This is a genomic window from Vibrio sp. Scap24 (genome assembly GCF_013394185.1).
Taxonomy (GTDB): Bacteria; Pseudomonadota; Gammaproteobacteria; order Enterobacterales; family Vibrionaceae; genus Vibrio; species Vibrio pomeroyi.
This window is the reverse complement of sequence record NZ_CP041333.1, coordinates 91,088-109,185: the sequence shown is the minus strand read 5'-3', so window position 1 is coordinate 109,185 and position 18,098 is coordinate 91,088. Positions and strand designations below refer to the sequence as shown.

General features: G+C 45.9%; 13 protein-coding genes. All 13 read right to left on the bottom strand.

All coding sequences use genetic code 11. From position 1 onward, the window contains the following. Positions 1-88: 88 nt before the first annotated feature. Positions 89-955: a 23S rRNA (adenine(2030)-N(6))-methyltransferase RlmJ gene (gene rlmJ / locus FLM53_RS16080; protein WP_176679034.1), complete on the bottom strand. Its 867-nt coding sequence runs from the start codon at positions 953-955 to the stop codon at positions 89-91. 201 nt (positions 956-1,156) lie between these two features. After that, positions 1,157-2,098, bottom strand: a complete 942-nt coding sequence (gene secF, locus FLM53_RS16075) for a protein translocase subunit SecF (protein WP_176679035.1) — start codon at positions 2,096-2,098, stop codon at positions 1,157-1,159. 2 nt (positions 2,099-2,100) lie between these two features. Further along, complete coding sequence (secD, locus tag FLM53_RS16070; RefSeq protein WP_176679036.1) at positions 2,101-3,900, bottom strand: protein translocase subunit SecD; 1,800 nt, start codon at positions 3,898-3,900, stop codon at positions 2,101-2,103. A 238-nt stretch (positions 3,901-4,138) separates the two neighbouring features. Beyond that, a complete protein-coding gene (locus tag FLM53_RS16065) occupies positions 4,139-4,639 on the bottom strand; it encodes a hypothetical protein (RefSeq protein ID WP_176680050.1) in 501 nt (166 codons plus the stop codon). Positions 4,640-4,857: 218 nt separating this feature from the next. Next, complete coding sequence (locus FLM53_RS16060; RefSeq protein ID WP_176679037.1) at positions 4,858-7,632, bottom strand: pitrilysin family protein; 2,775 nt, start codon at positions 7,630-7,632, stop codon at positions 4,858-4,860. Positions 7,633-8,017: 385 nt separating this feature from the next. Continuing rightward, complete coding sequence (locus FLM53_RS16055) at positions 8,018-10,780, bottom strand: pitrilysin family protein (RefSeq protein WP_176679038.1); 2,763 nt, start codon at positions 10,778-10,780, stop codon at positions 8,018-8,020. Positions 10,781-10,955: 175 nt separating this feature from the next. Then, positions 10,956-11,804 carry a LytTR family DNA-binding domain-containing protein gene (locus tag FLM53_RS16050; protein WP_176679039.1) on the bottom strand — a complete coding sequence of 283 codons (849 nt, stop codon included), beginning with the start codon at positions 11,802-11,804 and terminating at the stop codon, positions 10,956-10,958. Positions 11,805-11,871: 67 nt separating this feature from the next. Beyond that, positions 11,872-12,930 (bottom strand): sensor histidine kinase, encoded by a 1,059-nt coding sequence (locus FLM53_RS16045; RefSeq protein WP_176679040.1) that lies wholly within the window; start codon positions 12,928-12,930, stop codon positions 11,872-11,874. Continuing rightward, on the bottom strand, positions 12,930-14,222 hold the full coding sequence (locus FLM53_RS16040; RefSeq protein WP_176679041.1) for a hypothetical protein: 1,293 nt from the start codon (positions 14,220-14,222) through the stop codon (positions 12,930-12,932). The genes FLM53_RS16045 and FLM53_RS16040 overlap by 1 nt, the downstream gene beginning before the upstream one ends. A gap of 9 nt (positions 14,223-14,231) precedes the next feature. After that, positions 14,232-15,026 (bottom strand): outer membrane lipoprotein-sorting protein, encoded by a 795-nt coding sequence (locus tag FLM53_RS16035; protein ID WP_176679042.1) that lies wholly within the window; start codon positions 15,024-15,026, stop codon positions 14,232-14,234. Beyond that, positions 15,019-16,308, bottom strand: coding sequence for an FtsX-like permease family protein (locus FLM53_RS16030; protein ID WP_176679043.1), 1,290 nt, complete (start codon positions 16,306-16,308; stop codon positions 15,019-15,021). Before FLM53_RS16030 ends, FLM53_RS16035 begins: the two co-directional genes overlap by 8 nt. Further along, positions 16,296-16,994 (bottom strand): ABC transporter ATP-binding protein, encoded by a 699-nt coding sequence (locus tag FLM53_RS16025; protein WP_176679044.1) that lies wholly within the window; start codon positions 16,992-16,994, stop codon positions 16,296-16,298. Before FLM53_RS16025 ends, FLM53_RS16030 begins: the two co-directional genes overlap by 13 nt. 86 nt (positions 16,995-17,080) lie before the next feature. Then, positions 17,081-17,755 carry a hypothetical protein gene (locus FLM53_RS16020; RefSeq protein ID WP_176679045.1) on the bottom strand — a complete coding sequence of 225 codons (675 nt, stop codon included), beginning with the start codon at positions 17,753-17,755 and terminating at the stop codon, positions 17,081-17,083. Between the last annotated feature and the right edge of the window lie 343 nt (positions 17,756-18,098).

Sequence of the window (18,098 nt, the reverse complement as noted above, 5' to 3'; positions counted from 1 at the left end):
TAGCGTTTGGTCAATTTAAACCACATAAATAACAGTGATTTAGTGAACAGCGTCTAGAAATTCATCATAAATCCCATATAAATCAGATTTATAGACTTCTCATTTGCCAATAACCCTCACCATTGGTTGCGAGCTGACTATGTAAGTAATCGAGCGTGTCAGCCACTTTTCCGGCAATGCCTTGAGGCGGATTAAACAGCAACAAACCACTGCCGATGAGTCGGTCATCGCCCTTAGGATCGCGCAGTCGTAATTCCGATTTAATCGGGCTTGGTAGCAAACCATCTTTCACTGCTGTCACGCAGTGGTTCAAAATCAGTGAGCTTTTGTCATCGGTGTACAGCGGATACCAAATCAGCGCAGAGACTTTCTCAGATTGCTGATAAGCCTTCACCAAGGCATCAATCACTGCGAGATATTCAGCATCGGTTTCATAGGGTGGGTCGATAACGATCAGATGATGGCTATCATGCTTAGCTACATCATCAGGTAGCGCTTTAAGCCCGTCGCCGGCGGTAATGGTGAGCTTACTTGAGACATCCAGATCACGTTGTAGCTTCTCAATATTGGTTTGAAGTAAGTCGGCTTCATCTTGCTGAATATCGGAAAAATAGAAGCTGTCTTGGCTTCGACCTTGTTGATAGGTAATGGCCGCAGAGCCGGGATAAAGCGTGATAAGCTGATTAGGATTGTAGTATTCCAGCACCGACATAAAAGACGCGAATGATTCTGGAAGATAAGCCTTGTTTCGCCATAAGTACCCCACCCCTTCGGCAAACTCGCCTGCATGATTACTTGGCGCTGTTGTTAGGTCATAACACCCAGTCCCTGAGTGTGTGTCGATAACATTGAGGCGTGAATGCTGCTGCATTAATGACTGAACCAGAGCACTCAACACGGGGTGCTTCAGTGCATCACCGTGGTCGCCTACATGACATTGATGTCGATATTCCATTCCCTTGCCTCATTTCTACTGACGTCATATAAACATACTTCATATCCTGAGGGCTTTCCTGCTCAATCTATCGTTTTTTGAAATAGCCTCTCTTTTGACTAACTGATTGACTCTTATAAAAAATAAAGCCCTTCGTCTTATTACAAACGAAGGGCTTTAGTGACGTTACTTGCTAACTTGTGCTGCTAGCGAATAGACAACCTAAGGGTACTCACCCTCAACTTCTACAGGTGCTTTTACTTGGTAGTGACAAGGCTGTAAGCCAAGCAATTTAGGCAGAGTAATACCTACTGAAACTGAAGACCACGTACCGCTGACAATGCCGACAACCAAAGCAATTGCGAATCCTTGCAGTGCCGCGCCACCAAGCAACCATAGCGCTGATACAGTGATTAGCGTAGTGCCTGACGTCACCATAGTGCGCGAGAAAGTCGCTTTCACTGATTCGTTAAGCAAGTTATCAGTATCACCGTTAGGGTTGCCACGCAGCATCTCACGCACACGGTCGGCGATGATGATTGAGTCATTGAGTGAGTAACCCAAAATCGCTAACACCGCCGCCAGTACCGTTAGGTTGAACTCGAACTGAGTAAAGGCGAATAAGCCCAAGATAAGCGTCACGTCATAGATGATCGCGGCAAGTGCACCCAATGCTAAACGCCATTCAAATCGTACACTCAGGTACAGCATGATCATTAGGAAACACACCAATACCGCCAAGCCGCCTTGGTCAACCATGTCTTGACCGACTTGAGGGCCAACCACGCTGCTGTTAAGCACTTGCACTTGGTCGCTGACCGATGACAAAACATCCACTAGGTTAGGCTGTGGTACATCCGTCAATTGGCTGTAACGCAGTGTCCAGCGGTCTTGTTCTGCCATGCCAACAACTTGTACGTCTTGTTGGAAAGCCGCATCCAGTTTTGTTTTTAAATCGTCTTTGGTTACTTGGTCAGAAAGCTGAACTTCGGCAACCACACCGCCAGTAAAGTCCAAGCCCCAGTTAAAGCCTTTTACTGCCACCAGCATCACAGAGCTCATGAACAGCACAATAGAGATCACAGACATCACCTTACGAAGGCGAGTCATATTGTTATCTGAAATATAGCGGTCTGAATTAGTCACTTTTGTTGAAGTTCTCATGCTTAAATCCTTACATCGTGGCGCTGGTCACGCCCCCAAGCCAAATTGATGATCGCGCGTGACGCAAAAATACCTGTAAACATACTGGTTAGAAGGCCCAAACCTAGGGTTAATGCGAACCCTTGAATCGGTCCATTACCAATGGTGTACAGAGCCACGGCAACAATCATGGTAGTGACGTTGGCATCGAAAATTGAAGAGAACGCGCTATCAAAGCCACGGTCGATCGCACTCGCAAAGCTGCGCCCTTCTTTCATTTTGTCTCGAATACGTTCGAAGATAAGTACGTTGGTATCGACCGCCATACCGACCGTTAATACCAAGCCTGCAATACCAGGCAGGGTTAATACCGCACCCGGAAGCATCGCTATCAAACCAAATAGAGTGGTCATGTTGACGACCAATGCAGCGTTCGCGACCCAACCAAGGCGGCGATACCATAGCGCCATAAACGTGAGAGTTAGACCAAGGCCAAGAGCCAAAGCAGCAAAGCCGTTCGTGACGTTTTCAGCACCCAGAGATGGGCCAATGGTGCGCTCTTCAATGATGGTCACTGGCGCAGTCAATGAACCCGCACGAAGCAATAGAGCCAGCTCTTGTGCTTCAGCCATGCTACCTGCACCCGTGATTCTAAAGCGGCTACCCAATTGAGATTGGATGTTCGCCACACTGATCACTTCACTGGTTTTCTCGCTGTTACCGGCTCTGTCACGGCTGTACTCGCTGTACACGGTTGCCATTGGCTTGCCGATGTTATGACGAGAGAACTCAGACATTTTCTTACCACCCGCTGAATCTAGCGTGATGTTTACTTCTGCGCTGCCCATCTCACCGATGCCGCTACGAGCATCGATAATGTGTTCACCGCTCAGAACGGCTTTGCGAGCGACAACAACACGATTGCCATCTGTATCTTTTAGCGTTTGAGTGTTGCGCGTTGCGTTGTCGTAAACAGAGTAGAACGCCAATGATGCCGTTGCACCAATCACGTCTTTCGCGGCTGCTGGGTCTTGTACACCCGGAAGTTCGATACGAATACGGCTTTCACCTTGGCGTTGAATTGAAGCCTCTGTGATGCCAAGTTCTTCGATACGGCTGCGCATGATTTGCAGGTTTTGTTGAACCGTTAGGTTACGTAGCGTTCTTTGTTCATCTTCAGATTGCGTCAGAGTCAGCTTTTTGTCTGAGCTATCACGTAGCCATTGCGGGAACTCTTCACGGATCAGCTTTTGTGCTTTTTCGAAATCCGCGTCAGTGCGGAAATTGAATTCCACTTGGTTGTTCACCACTTTGCCGCGGGCATAACGTACTTGGCTAGTGATCTCATCGACCATAGCTTGCGCTTGTGCGTGGTAAACCGGCTCCATATCCACTTCTAATAAGAACTGCACACCGCCACGTAAATCAAGGCCTAGCTGAATCGGTGCGAAGCCCATATCAGTCAACCATTTTGGTGCTGCTGGCTCCATCGCGAGAGCAACGGTTGCGTTGTCCAATAGGCGCTCATTAAGCACTTCTTTAGCTTTCGCTTGTTGCTCGGCATCTTCTAGGATAACTACTAAACGTTTGTCTTTTTGAAAGGCTGATTTGGCTTGGATGCCTTCACTCGCAAGGTATTGAGTTACCTGAGTAGCATCGATAGTTTGCTCAGAACGATTGCTGATTTGGACCGAAGCATTCTCGCCATACCAAGAAGGTAGAGCACTCAGAACCATGATGATGATGGTGGCGATAAGCACCACGTATTTCCACTTTGCGTAGTGGTTGATTTGTTTTCTTGGAATGCGCTTTTTCACAGTCAAGATCTCTTCTTTTTACCAATCACAGTAAATGTTCGAGCATTTTAACCAGCTAGGGTGACCAGTTATTTACTACGATTGGTATAACTAATGTTTTGCGAACACGAGCGACGACTAGCGACAACCAGAACAAGCTGATTGAACGATAGTGAGGCTAAAATTATGTGTCGCTATATTTGATTAACTGGTGAGTTCAACGGGCACAAGTGACCATCGATACGACCAATTTGGGGTCAAACGATTAGCTAAGAAGATCTCGAAAGTGGGAATATTGTATGTTGCCCTCTTTCCACCCAGAAAGCCGGGAAGACGGAGAACTCACAATACTGGTCCAGTGCTGTTTTTGATCCAACAGAGGTGTGTTGACCAACAGAGAGGCCAGTAAAGAAGGAGGAGAAAAGTCGATAAGCAGATGATAAGAAGGCTCTAGATCGGCCCCACTTTCTTGCTCATTGGTTAATATACGTCGGTAAGTGGTCGCTTGAAGGCTCGATTCAGTATCGTGGTAGTTGGAACTGTCACCGACAGACGCGGCACCCAACTGAACTTTATCGCACTCTAAATAGGCTGATGGATCATCAACCGCGGCTTGCTTACATTGTTTTTCCGAAGAAGATTGCTTTTCCGCAGAAGACTGTTTATTAGCTAAAGATTGCTGTTGAGCAGTCTCGATTTGAAACGGCTTAGAAGGAAACGAATAGCCGTTAGAATTCACTAAGCCAAAGCTCAGTAAAAACAACATTAAGACTAATCGGGTACCCAGTTTAAGCAATCTAATATCCAAACAACATTCTCGTAGATCGTCAATCTACAATACAAATGAAACGCTGTCTTGATTTAAAACATTTTTTTAGAAAATGATACGATGCAACCGATTAAGCATCATCGTTCTAAAGAAAAGAAAAAGCCAAGCAACAAGGCTTGGCTTTAAACAATGCATACATTAAGCAATTGTATTAGTTAAAGTTTAGGTCGCATGACGTTCTTAACTTTACGGCTATTGCCACCAAAGATGCGTTGCACTAGCGCATTCATCTCTTCCGCGCTGATCGACCTAGCAACACGCTCAACTTGAGACAAAGCTTCGATGTCGTAACCATAAAGTAGATAACGAGACACGTACCACGCTTGGTCAATAGAGCTCATCTCAAGAGGCGTAAAGTCAGCTTCAAACTGTTTCACAACCGCTCGCATTTCTTCCTCAGAGACACCTTGTAGAAGGTCTGCAACCACCTTATCGATCGCCACTTCCACTTCATCTACGTTTTCAGGCGCTATCATCGCACCGATGACCCACTCATGACTCAGCTCGCCGTCTGCAGACGCTGAATATGTATAAGGCGAGTAATCCAAGCTCAACTCTTCACGAATATAAGTATCTAAACGAGTCGCCAACAGGCGTTCTAGCAAGCTTTCCGTGAAGATATCTTTTGCCGTTGCTCCTTGACCGGCTTCGGTTGCTGGCTCTGAGATGACTCGTAAGACGTACTCTGCGCTGTTCACATTGTTGATGGCGAGATCAATGCGTGATTCTGATGGCTGCTTGTAAGCCACCTTAAAGTCCGGCACAGCCGCTTGTTCCAATGGAATCGAAGCTAGATATTTCTGAACTAAAGGCTTCAACACACTAGGGTCGATGTCACCCACGACCACCAATTGGTTATGTCTCATTTGACCAAACAACTGCTGATGAAGATTAGCGATGTCTTCCACAGAAACCGCTTCAACACGCTCTTTATCAACAAACAGGTGACCACTGTCCTGACCATAGATGTTCTGGTTGATTGCTCGTTCAAACTGACCAACAGGACTGTCTAAGAAAGATTCTTGCCCCTGTGCAAACTCTTGCTTCACCGCGTCTAATTGCTCAGGGTTAATTTTAGGAGCCATGATGAAGGTATAAAGCGCAGCAAACGTGTCTTCAAGGCCGTCTTTAGTAATATTAAATTCAATACCATGACGAGTATTGCCAATGAAGGAATCGGCGCGAATATTTTCACGATCCAAGTACGCTAAAAGCTCAGAGCCCGTAAATTCACCGACACCGCTTCGAGCGAAAGTAGGTAACGCAACCTCAACCGCTGGGTATAAGTTTGAATCCAAAGCGGCTTTTCCGCCGAGACTCATGTACATCACACCAACATCATCACCTGCCACATAATCACGCAGGTACCACATGTCGATACCATTGCTTAACGTCCACTTTTGGATGTATGGGTCGACGGACATTTGTTCCGCAAGCACAACCTCGCCCTGCGAACTTGGTACAGCAAAGGCATTCGCTGTCGCAATCGCGAGTGGCTGTATTCCCGTTTCGCTGTAAGTCGCTTTTAAACCATCTAGCGAGTCGATGATCGCCGCTCTATCTTCAGAATCGTCCAAGCCGATAACAAGGAAGTAATCATCAGAAAGCAGGTCTTTGATGTTGTCGTTAATCGCCTCAAGGTTTAGATTCGCAATGAAAGTTTCTAAACTGGCTTGATAGTCTTTCTGAGATTGGACGATTCGATCAGTCACAAGCGCACTGGCTTTGTAGTTCGCGTGATCAACGCTGTCCATTTTGTCCCACTTGTGCTCGATATTATCCAGCAAGTCTTGGTAGTAGTGCTGCTCGCCAACGATATCCGTGTTCGACACGCCAAAGTCACGCAGTGATGCCAATGTAGAGAGCATCTCTTGTTGGATAACCTCGCGACCACCTGCTGGGAAGCCAACACTGATTGAAGAATAATTCAGAGAACCCATTCGATAGTTATCGGACGCTACCCATTGCGTCGGCAGCGCTGCATCATTGAATACCGCTTCGAGTCGCTGTTGAATGATTTGTTGCGCGGTTTCATCTAACCAACGTTGATGCTGTTGAGCATGAGTTTCAACTCTATCTAAACCGCGGTTGAACGTCAGAGTGATGCTCGGCGCTTCTCTTCCTGCGTATTCAACATAATCACCTTCGTTGAACGAGGTCATTTTCTGCTTTTCTGGTCTCGGGGTGTCGCCACGCTCCCAGCTTGAAAACTTCTCTTCAATCAATGGAATCAAGGTTTTGATGTCTACATCACCTGAAATCACTAACTCGGCGATTTGAGGTTGATACCAAGTTTGATAGAAGTCAGCTAAGCCTTGCGGCGTTGCCTCTACAACCGACGTTTTCGAGCCCAGTGCATCTTGATATTCATACGGACCACCTTCAATCAAGTGGTCATAAAAGACCTCTCCGAATGACTTGTCATCAAGACGGGCCATGCGGAACTCACCCAGAATCACGCCTTTCTCTTTTTCAACTTCTGAGCTTGCGATGTCTAGGCCATCACCCACATCACGCATCCACGTCAAGGCAGACTGCAACTCGATGTTATCGGGCAGATCTAGCTGGTATACCGTCTCTTCATAAGAGGTGTAGGCGTTAATATCCGCACCAAAGCTAGAACCGGCATCTTCAAACAGACGAATTACATCGTTTTGAGAGAAGTTTTTACTGCCATTGAATGCCATGTGCTCGACAAAGTGAGCATAACCTTCCTGTTGAGAAGTCTCTTGAATCGAACCCGCGTGCACGACCAAACGTACAGAAACAGACTCTTCGTGATCAGGATAAACATGATAGGTAAGACCGTTTTCCAGTTGACCTGACTTCCACGCTGGATCCGGTTGGATTAAGTTTTCGGTAGTTTTTGATGTTGAGCTACAGCCAACCAAAGTTAGGCATAGTGCCGTCGCTAAATAATATGTTTTCATAACAACCTCTTAATGTCATTCATCGACAATATACAGATTGAGCTAACGATTATTATTTAATATTTAACCCGATGAATATCTTTGTGATCTCGATCTTCATTTTATAAATCACCGTTCGATATGTAAGATCGCCTGTATTCACTTGAAGTAGCACTTTAATAAAAGCTTATGAGCTACATTTAAACCCGCTTGCTGCATACCTTAAGTGAGACTCTATATACCCTTAAACAACGCTTGCGAGGCGCGGCTAATAAGTGGTTCTGCCAAACCTCATCAAGATTCAGCGCAATAAAAAAGCCAAATGCTTGAACATTTGGCTTGGAAGTGAATCCATATATAAAGAGTAGAAGTGGCTTTCAAGAAAAACCACTCACCTAAACTAGACCTAACCTTGTGGGCTTAACAGATTCTTCAACTGATAGCTGTTATCACCAAAAATTTCTTTCGCATACTCTGTCATGTCTTGACTAGAAATTGAGTCTACCGTCCCCTGCAGGTCGAACAACGCCTCAAAACCATAGTCATGAATCAAATAACGAGAGATAAACCAAGCTTGTTCAGTGGGCTTATATTTAAGTGGAGTAAGGTCAGCTACAAGCTGCTTAGCGGCCGTTCGAGTCTCATCTTCAGAAATCCCTTTTGCCGCTTCAGCAATGACCTTATCAATCGCCTGTTCAATTTTATCTGAGTTTTCTGGAGCCGTTAAAGAGCCGATTAACCAGTCATAACTCGGCTCACTGTCTTGTGCAACCGAATACACATAAGGCGCATAATCCAAACCTAACTCTTCACGAACATAAGCCGTTAAACGGCTCGACAACACGCGCTGAAGCATATCGTCCATAAACACATCTTTTGCGGTTTGATCCCGAGCTTGCTGAGAAATCACACGCAATAAATACTGACTGCTGTCTTCATTATTGACGGATATATCCATTCGTTCTTTCGAATCAGGACTATAAGCCACCTGATAATCAGGAGACACAGCGGCCTCTAATGGCAATGAAGCAACGTATTGACGCACAAGAGGCTTAATTTCAGCCGGGTTAATATCAGCAACAATAACCAATGTGTTGTCTCTTAACTTTTGGAAGAGTTGATGATGCACATCTAATATATCTTGCGACGTGACAGCCTTAATATCTTCACTTTCAAGCATCATGTGACGGCTGCGTGTTTGATAGCTATTGCGATTAACCATCTGAATAAACTGGCCAACTGGAGTTTCTAAATATGCTGTACGATCTTGAGCAAATTCAGATTTCACAGCCTCAAGCTGATCACTGTCTATTTTAGGTTCAGTAACAATGGTGTGCAGCGCAGCTAAACCTTCTGCAAGCGTCTTTTTCTTGGCACTTATTTCTAAGCCATGATGAGTAAAGTTGATGAAGGGATAGATTTCAATGTCTTCGCGTCTCAAGTGAGCAGTTAACTCCGAACCACTAAATTTACCAACACCACTACGAACCGAAGCTGGCAGCGCAATCTCTACTGCAGGAAACAGCGAAGGATCCAGCGCCGCTTTTCCGCCCTCACTGGCATAGTAAACCCCAACACTATTACCAGCCTCAGAGTTACGGAGATACAAAACTTCAATGCCGTTGCTTAATGTCCACTGCTTCAAATTAGGATCGTCACTCACCTGAACTTGTTTTACAATTTCGCCTTGAGACGCAGGCACACTAAACGCGGAGCTTGCAGTAACGAGTAATGGTCTGTTACCTGTCTTTTTATAGGCTTTTCTGACATCTTTTAGCTCGTTATTCATTGCCTGCAAGTCTTCTTTAGACGATAAACCTAATCCCAAAATATAAGGGCTAGAAAGTAAATCATCTAAATTATCATTTACGGCTTCCAGATCAGTACTCGCAAGAAACTCTTTCAAACTCGACTTATAATCAAGCTGTGATTGAACCGTCTGGTTAATCACCAGTGCTGTCGACTTACCGTCAGCATGAGCCACTGCGTTCATTCTCTCCCAGTTAGACTTAATGTCATCAAGGTTCGCTTGGTATTGCTGTATCACACTCGTAAACTCATATTCGCTCACACCATGATCACGCAATGAGGCGAGAGTAGAAATAAACTGCTGCTGACTTTGCTCTCGACTATCGACAGGAAAGCCAACCGTAGTAATAGAATACCTTTGGTACTCTAAGAAATAGGGAGTCGAAGCAACCCATTGCAATGGCAACGCAGCGTCAACAAAATCTGAATTCAACCTTTGTTGGATAAGTTGCTGAGCAATATCATCTAGCCAAAGCTGATGTTGTTGCTCATGGCTGCGTGTCACTCTTTGCCCACGATCAATCACTATCCCGATGCTCGGTGGCTCAACCCCAGATCCATACGCCACAAAATCTTGAGTATTGTAATCCGCTGATGTGTTCTTCACGGGAACCGGTGTTGTGCCTCTTTGCCAATCAGAGAAGGTTTTTTCAATCAAAGGGATCACTTCTGCCAGAGTGATATCACCAGAGACAATCACCTCGGTTAACTGAGGTTGATACCAGGTTTGATAATAGTTTTTTAATTCTTGAACATTCGCATTAGAAACGGATTCTTTATTGCCAATGGGATCGTTGGTTTGGTAATTCGTGCCTTCAATCATATGATCGTAGAACTTAAATGAGAGCGGTTTATCTTCAACGCGTGTGTGTCGAAATTCCCCTAATATCACACCTTTCTCTTTTTCGATCTCATCTCCGGACAACAGTAAACCATCGCCAATATCTCTAAACCAAGCCAACGCTTTATCTAGATTCTTGTTGTCGGGTAGATCTAGCTTATAGAGGGTTTCTTGATAGGAGGTATAAGCATTTAAGTCGGCGCCAAAGCTAGCACCAGATTGCTCAAACAACTCTACTACATCATTCCCTGAAAAGTTTTTGCTGCCATTAAACGCCATATGCTCGACAAAATGGGCATAACCTTTTTGTTGTTCGCTCTCTTGGAAAGAGCCAGCATGCACAAGTAAGCGTACCGATACTGGTTGTTCTCGGTCAGGGTAAACGTGGTAGGTTAAGCCGTTATCTAATTCACCGGTGACCCAATACGGGTCGGATTTCAATAACGTTTGTTGCTGAGGAGTAGAACTGCAACCTAGCAATGTGGAGCTCAATACGACGACTAAATAGTATGCTTTCATAACGATCTCTTTGAAGGGCTTTGCTCCAATATATCCGATCGCCAAAGTGTAATAATTCGCCATTAAATCAAACGACTAAAATTTTAGAGTCACTCGATATAAGTATGAAAATGTTTGATTTATAAATTACATGAATTAATTATAAAGCCTATATGTATCGCCTTTTGTTCGTTTTCTACATACCTTTAAACAGGGCTTGCGAGGCGCGGCTGATCGGTAGTTTCTCGCCTGACACATACGCCGACATCTGACCAGAAAGGCCTTTCTTAACCTTATCAATGGCGGAAACTTTCACCACTACTGAACGGTGGATCTGCCAAAACTCATCAGGGTTAAGCTGAGCAATCAACTCTTTTAACGACACGCGAAGAATAAACTCCTCTAATGCACCCTCTTGACCCTTCTTAAATATAGACACGTACTTGTCTTCGGCTTTGAAATACGCCACATCATCGACGGCAATCAGGTGGATGTCTTCCCCGATACTGGCCTTGAGCCACGTTAGATACTTTTTCTGGGATAGATAAGGAGGCTGCGTTTGCTGGGAAGTCGATTGTGATAACTGTTGAAGCTGACTCATTAATGCCGTGATATCGGGCTGTTCCGGCATGCTAGATGATTGCGTTTGATTGCTCGACAAGCGTGCTTGAACCTTCTGACATGTGGCCAGTAAACGATCTTCATTGATTGGTTTTAGCAGGTAATCAATCGCATTGTACTCAAAGGCTTTGACCGCGTATTCGTCATAAGCGGTAATGAAAACCACCAATGGCGGCGAAGCTAACTTGTTCAGTTTTTTCGCCAACGAGATACCATCGAGCTCTGGCATTCGAATATCAAGAAAGGCCACATCAGGCTCAAGTTGCTGAATACCCTGCATCGCCTCTAGCCCGTTTTGTGCCTTAGCGACGATCTCTAGCTCAGGCCAAACCTCAGCCAGACTCTTGTCGAGATGGTGCCTTAACAGTGCTTCATCGTCTGCGATAATCGCCGTGACACTTGGCTTTGATGCTGGGTTATTCATTATTATTCCTTTAAATTCACACTGTAAATCGTCTGTTTTCGTAACCGTACTTATTTCGTAGCAGTGCCTAGAGCATCTGCTCTGCGTTCTCGGAGCTAGTTTCCCTGATGTTCGGTAATAAGATAGTTGATACCACGCCACCCGAAGCTTGCTCGGTGATCGTGAGGCTTGCTTTATCACCGTAAAGGGTTTCGATTCGCTGACGAATATTGCTTAACCCAACACCATGGCCAGTATTCACCGAGGGCGTTTTCAGCCCTGCGCCATTATCAGCCACTTCAATCTTCAACTGCTCGGCTTGTTGGGTAATGCGGATATTCACTTGGCCACCCGCCGCTTTGGGCTCAATACCGTGTGTGAGCGCATTCTCAACCAAAGGTTGAACCAAAAATGGTGGAATCATTTGCTGATCGCTGATGTCGTGCGTCTCAATCGAGAACGCCAAGCGCTCATCTAAGCGTATCTTTTGAATGTTAAGATAAGCATCCAACAAGTCGACCTCTTGTGCGATGGTCGATTGCTCAGTACGGCTGTTCTTCAGAGTCACACGCAGCAAATCAGTCAGCTTTTCGAGCATCAGCTTGGCTTTCGCACTGTCGCTCTCAATCAACACATTAATGGTCGCCAGTGTATTAAATAGGAAGTGCGGTTCGATTTGGCTTTGCAACTGCTTAAGTTGACTCAGCACCACCACCTTCTCTTGATCGGCCTGACGGCGCTTGGCCACTTCTAATTCATTGTCGGCACGCAGCTGCTTCTCTCTTGAGTAGAAGTAGTAATAGCAAACCGAGCAAAAGATAACGCCCAACAGCACCACAGATTTAAGATCAGAGATATTGGATCCGAAATACCCGTTTAACCAATAGTGCGCATTCAGGGTACCAAAGGTCATCGCGACCACCATTGAGATGGCAACTTCAAGCCTTCTGGATGTTCTCTTAAACAACTTCACCAAGATGAAAGAGGAACCCACAGCGCTATAACCAAAGCCAAAACTGATGGCTAGATTAACCGTTAATCCGCCGCCCCAAATCGTATGGGTTGTAATCGCAATAAGAACACAAAATAACGTGGTGAACGCGAAGCTTTTAATCCATGACAACCGACTGTTTGAAGAAGTGTTCATTAAAATCGTCCTTTGATATTTATAAGAATCATATGACTATCGGGTAAGTTGGCGTAAGCAGAATCACTTTTACCGCCTAGAAAGCGTGCAGCAAGTTCCAATTCCAACGATGAGTCGCCATTATCTAACGCCTGATAATTGAGCCACTGAGTAGCAATAAAACCACCGTCTTGTGGAGACAACATCACATCAAATGTTGGCGTGATATCTTCAAGCCAGCCATGTGTCGAATCCAAAGACCAGTGAAACATGATGTTGTGTTGAACCAAATTAGCGTGCTGATAGCCTTGCGCATAAGAGCCGGCCAACAAAGCTGTCATCGGATTAACCGACAAAGACTCTGCACTTTCTATCGCACTTTGCCACTCAGAATTACTCCAAGCGCGGCTATCAAACCAGTATTCCAATACCACATTGTGGCCAGTGTCATTTGCCCATGTTAATCCGGCTAACGCTTGATAGGCCTCGCCCTGTTCTTCTAAATAAACAGGTTTAAGCATTGAATCAGGCTGGCTGTAGCTAAGGCTTTGTCTCTGATAAACCATCGAACCATGAAACTCCCAAGCGAGGTTTAATACCGACACCAAACTCGCTCCAAGCAAGCCGTGGCGTACATCGTCGTAATAGGCGACCCATTGATATTCGTGGTCGCCCACTAAGTTGTAACGACGTAAGCCAAAACCTTGTTGTTGATTCTGCTTTTCGAACTCATTCACGTCTTGGGAAGTCCATGATGAATCGCTGTAAAGCAGTGTCCACTCGCCCGTCATATCGAACAGTGACGCCGAGGCCACACCCGCGCCCTCTTCTGCCACAATACCCACAGGATTTTGGCGATAAGGTTTGATGATGTCTAAAGGGCGATAGCCATATCCCACGCCCCAATCTAGGCGAACCTTGCCGAGCGTGACATCGAGGTAGTGGTCACCGATTATAGAATTAGACAGTTCAACACCACCTTGCCAAAACAACTCGCGCACGATGAATTCGGATTCAAAGCTCGCCTCTTGCCCTTGAGGGTTATTGCTCAAAATGTCGTTGGCTTTCACTGCAAACAGACCAAGCCAATTGTTATATCCAACCTCTAGATCCAGCAAGCCATTTAAAGACTGACGATTATCAGACGCTAAGGGGCTGAATGGCGACTCTCTCGATTCAACGGCTTCTGCACTCAGTTGCCAGTCCCACGCCAAGCTCAGATCGTCCGCTTGAATCGTGTTGCTCACACAAGACAAGGCAAGCAAAGTAGCGATTGAAGACTTTATGTGGAATCGGCGATTGGAAGCTTTCATGACGCTCACCTACAGCCCAGACACGCTGTTACGCGATAGGTAGGCAGGGTTGTAATATTTGTCTTCCAAACTTTGTTCAATCACTTCGCGATACTCAATCACGGTTTTCTTACTCGGCTGAATCTTATCGAGCAAGGTCATCGACACCACTGTTGGTAATCCATCACGCACGCCTTCAGTAAACCACGCTTGCTTGGCTAGTTTTCCTGAACGCAGATACAAATCTGCCTTGATTGGAAATGCACGATCTGCTGTTAACCACAGATCAATCGATTGATAACTCGCACCCTTGGTTTTCGCCGCTAGCTTTAGGTGATGGGTGTCGATTGTCTCGCCAGTCGACATCTCAACTTGTTGCTCGGCAACCCACTCACCTTGGTAATCTTCACTCCACGTCAGCGTCGAGATATCCCCTACTGAAGCTTCACCTAATAGCTTTTGCATCGGTGTGATACGAATTGGGCGACGAGATTTCGGCATCAGTAGCCAATAATTATCTTCAATCATCAACATCTTTTGACCTGCCTCTACGGCCGATTTAAAGACCACTAACGACTCCCGATTTGGTCTTGTGTAGACGTTGTACTCACGGGTTTTATCGAGTTGTTCGTCTTGATATAACGCCACTAAAGAGACCACCTTGGACGCTTGTGCACTGTTCAAGCGGTAGCTGTCTGCCTTGGCAATCATCTCTGTGACTTGCTGTGAATCGACTGCCCAGCTTGGTGTCGATACGAGAACCAAAGCTAAAACAGAGCCCACCGCGAAAGCCAAGGTATTGAATGAACGAGTTAATTTACACATAAACCAGCGCCTCCGTGATTGGCTTATTCACGCCTTTACGAGCAGAGAAATAAGCAGCCAGCAAACATATCGTCAGCACACCTAAGGTGGCGTAACCGACCAATTCTAGTGAGAAGTAAATGTTGAGTGGGTAACCTTCGGTTCGACCCGGAGGTGGTGGCATTTGTATATCGACTACCAGTAACAACACCGACACTAAGCCACTCACTAGCGCACCTATCGCACTGCCAATCACCGCCAGTAACCCTGCCTCTTTTAAGAAGCCTGACACGATCTCAGAAGGGTAACTGCCGAGTGCCGACAAGGTACCAATTTCACGAGTGCGCTCTGTGACTGACATGGTCATGGTATTGAACAGCGATACGAACACCACCAATGCCATCACTGCGCCCATGATGCCGAATATACGGTCGTAAAGGTCTTTAACCTTGGTGTAGAAAAACGCGCGATCTTGCCATGGAGTAATCTCTATTTCGGAACCTTGTTGTTCGCTTTGTCTATTCAGTAACACCTCAATGCGTTGCTGCACGGTCGATGTCTTGCTGGTTTCAAAAAGGAATACCGATAAAGTGCTAACTCGGTCTGAGGCTAGAAGCTCTTGAGCTGTGGTGATGTGTACATACAGCTGACGCTTATCCAGCTCAGGAACGCCTGTCGAGTAAATACCCTGCACCTTAAAATCAAAGGCATTCAATGCGCCATCGCTAGTGGTGGCGAGTAATGTGACCCAATCGCCAACCGCAACTTTGAGGTTACGAGCAAGGTCAGTTCCCAGCATCACTTGTGGTTCTTGGTTGTCGTATCTTGGCGATTTCACATCCGAGAGAGTCTGACCGCTGCGCACATCAAGAAACGGCCCTTTCATGTCGAACTCACGCTCATTAACGCCTGTTCCCATAAAGATGGTCGACTTACTACCGTTAGAAACCAAACCGCTGAAGTAGACTCTTGGCTGAACACCGCGCACGTCGCTGTCGCCAATAATGCTCTTGGTTAGCGCTTGAACGTTATCCAGACCATTGCTCAGAGGCATGTCTTCATCTTGTTCAAAATAACCAGGCGTGCTCAAGGTGAGATGACCGGTATCGCGCGCGGTCGATTCCCTTAAGGATTCGTAGGTGTAAAGCCCATAACCGCCCGCACTGGTGAGTGCAAATACGGCAATGGCGATGATCAACACCGAAAGCAGGCTGCGTCGACTATTTCTCAATAAATTAAGCCACGCCAAACGCACCGAGGTTGGAAACAAAAACGTGCTCATTCTTTGTGTTAACTTGCCCATGAGATAGCCTCCCTTGCTGTGGCTTGTGGTGCCAGTTGTCCGTCGATAAGTTCAATCACTCGATCACAACGCTGCGCCATTCTTGGGTCATGCGTTGCGACAATAAAGGTGGTTCCCATCTCATGACCAAGCTCTTTCATGATGTCGATCACAAGGTTAGCAGTGTGGCTGTCTAAGCTGGCAGTCGGTTCATCGGCAATCACTAGGCTTGGGTTGTGGATTAACGCTCTGGCTATCGCGACACGTTGTTGCTGGCCGCCTGAAAGGTTGTCTGGGCGGTGATGTACGTAATCCCCTAGCCCAACGCGCTCTAACATGTCTTGAGCTCTGGTCTGTTGTTCTTGTTTCGAACATTGGTTCAACATCAATGGATAAGCGACGTTCTCAAGCGCTGTCATCACAGGAACCAGATTGAAGCGCTGAAATACAAAACCCAACGACTGGCGACGAAAACGCGCAGCAGCAATCTGTTCTGTTGGATACGCTTGGCCATCAATATTGATCTCGCCTTGATAGTCCATATCCAACAAACCTAGGATGTTCAGCAATGTGCTTTTTCCCGATCCCGACGGGCCGCACAGTGCAACCATTTCACCACGTTTAATCTGACCATCGACTCCCTTGAGTGCATCTACACTTTGTCCTCCCGTGAGATACGACTTGCCGATTCCTTTAAATTCAATCATCCCGTTGTCCTCCGATTACCAATCCATTCTTAAGCGTTCGCAGCTACTATTTGGCTTTCGCGCTCATTGTTTAGCATTCGCAACTGTTACTTGGCTTTCGCTATTAGCGCCTTCGCAGTCATAGTTTCGATGTTGCCAGCATCGGCAGTTTCCATTTGTTCTAACCAAGCTTGTGCTTGCTTAAGGTCTTCAGCACGAATCGATGCCTCAATTGCATAACGGTAAATCCACGATGTCGCAGCGAAATGCTGTTGCTTGAAAGCGTCTTCAGCCAGTAGCGAGAGGAACAGGTCATAACCACGGTCGAAATGGTTAAACATGTCGGGTAGAGAGGTGTAAGTCACCGCAGCCATAGCGCGAGTCAGGTAAGAATCTGGTAATCCTTGAACACGAGGCTGCTCATGAATCGGTTGGTCTTCGTCTTTAAGTAGAACGAGTGATTTATCAATGGTCGATAAGCCCTTTTCGACATACTTCATCTTGTTCCAAGGTAAGAACGCATCGCGCCCCATTAAGGTTTCTGTGCTTCCTAGATAAACCAAAGTCAGTGGCGTCGCGCCGTCTTGTTGCAGCGTATCGTTAAGGCGTTCATAAGCCACCTCAACCATGTCTTCATTGCCTTGCGCGGCTTGGTTGTAGATATCAAGCACATCTGAGCTTGGGTTAGCCAAAGCTAACGTAGGAGCGATTGAAACAAGCCCAATCAAAAATGAGCGCTTAAATTGAGAAGTAAGTGAGTAAGTCGTGTTTACAGTAGTCATGATTTCTAATCCCTTTCAAATGTTGACGTTGAAAGGTTAACTAGAATTTGTCATGCAGTTTTATCAATGCGACGAATGGTAATAATGAGGAGTGAATGGTTTAGTTGGGTCGTGAGTGATGAGGGCATTAGATAAAAAGTAAAAAAATGGATAAGCCAAACGTAATCTGACATTTTCTAATTCAAACCTTGAGCAGAGCTGACTCATTCTACCTCCTTGTTAGATCGAGTAAATTGTCATTCAGACGCTGTTAATATGCATTTCCTCAACTAGAGTTATTCATCCTATAAGGTTAGTGATTCTCAGTCCCCTTTATGCAATGGAAATGGTGAGCATTGACGAT

What these genes read in the sequence shown, in the direction of transcription:
- FLM53_RS16065 (WP_176680050.1), bottom strand. Translation starts at nt 4,639, where the DNA reads ATGTTGTTTTTACTGAGCTTTGGCTTAGTGAATTCTAACGGCTATTCG.
- secF (WP_176679035.1), bottom strand. Translation starts at nt 2,098, where the DNA reads ATGAGAACTTCAACAAAAGTGACTAATTCAGACCGCTATATTTCAGAT.
- FLM53_RS16055 (WP_176679038.1), bottom strand. Translation starts at nt 10,780, where the DNA reads ATGAAAGCATACTATTTAGTCGTCGTATTGAGCTCCACATTGCTAGGT.
- FLM53_RS16025 (WP_176679044.1), bottom strand. Translation starts at nt 16,994, where the DNA reads ATGATTGAATTTAAAGGAATCGGCAAGTCGTATCTCACGGGAGGACAA.
- FLM53_RS16060 (WP_176679037.1), bottom strand. Translation starts at nt 7,632, where the DNA reads ATGAAAACATATTATTTAGCGACGGCACTATGCCTAACTTTGGTTGGC.
- FLM53_RS16020 (WP_176679045.1), bottom strand. Translation starts at nt 17,755, where the DNA reads ATGACTACTGTAAACACGACTTACTCACTTACTTCTCAATTTAAGCGC.
- FLM53_RS16045 (WP_176679040.1), bottom strand. Translation starts at nt 12,930, where the DNA reads ATGAACACTTCTTCAAACAGTCGGTTGTCATGGATTAAAAGCTTCGCG.
- rlmJ (WP_176679034.1), bottom strand. Translation starts at nt 955, where the DNA reads ATGGAATATCGACATCAATGTCATGTAGGCGACCACGGTGATGCACTG.
- FLM53_RS16035 (WP_176679042.1), bottom strand. Translation starts at nt 15,026, where the DNA reads ATGTGTAAATTAACTCGTTCATTCAATACCTTGGCTTTCGCGGTGGGC.
- FLM53_RS16030 (WP_176679043.1), bottom strand. Translation starts at nt 16,308, where the DNA reads ATGGGCAAGTTAACACAAAGAATGAGCACGTTTTTGTTTCCAACCTCG.
- FLM53_RS16050 (WP_176679039.1), bottom strand. Translation starts at nt 11,804, where the DNA reads ATGAATAACCCAGCATCAAAGCCAAGTGTCACGGCGATTATCGCAGAC.
- FLM53_RS16040 (WP_176679041.1), bottom strand. Translation starts at nt 14,222, where the DNA reads ATGAAAGCTTCCAATCGCCGATTCCACATAAAGTCTTCAATCGCTACT.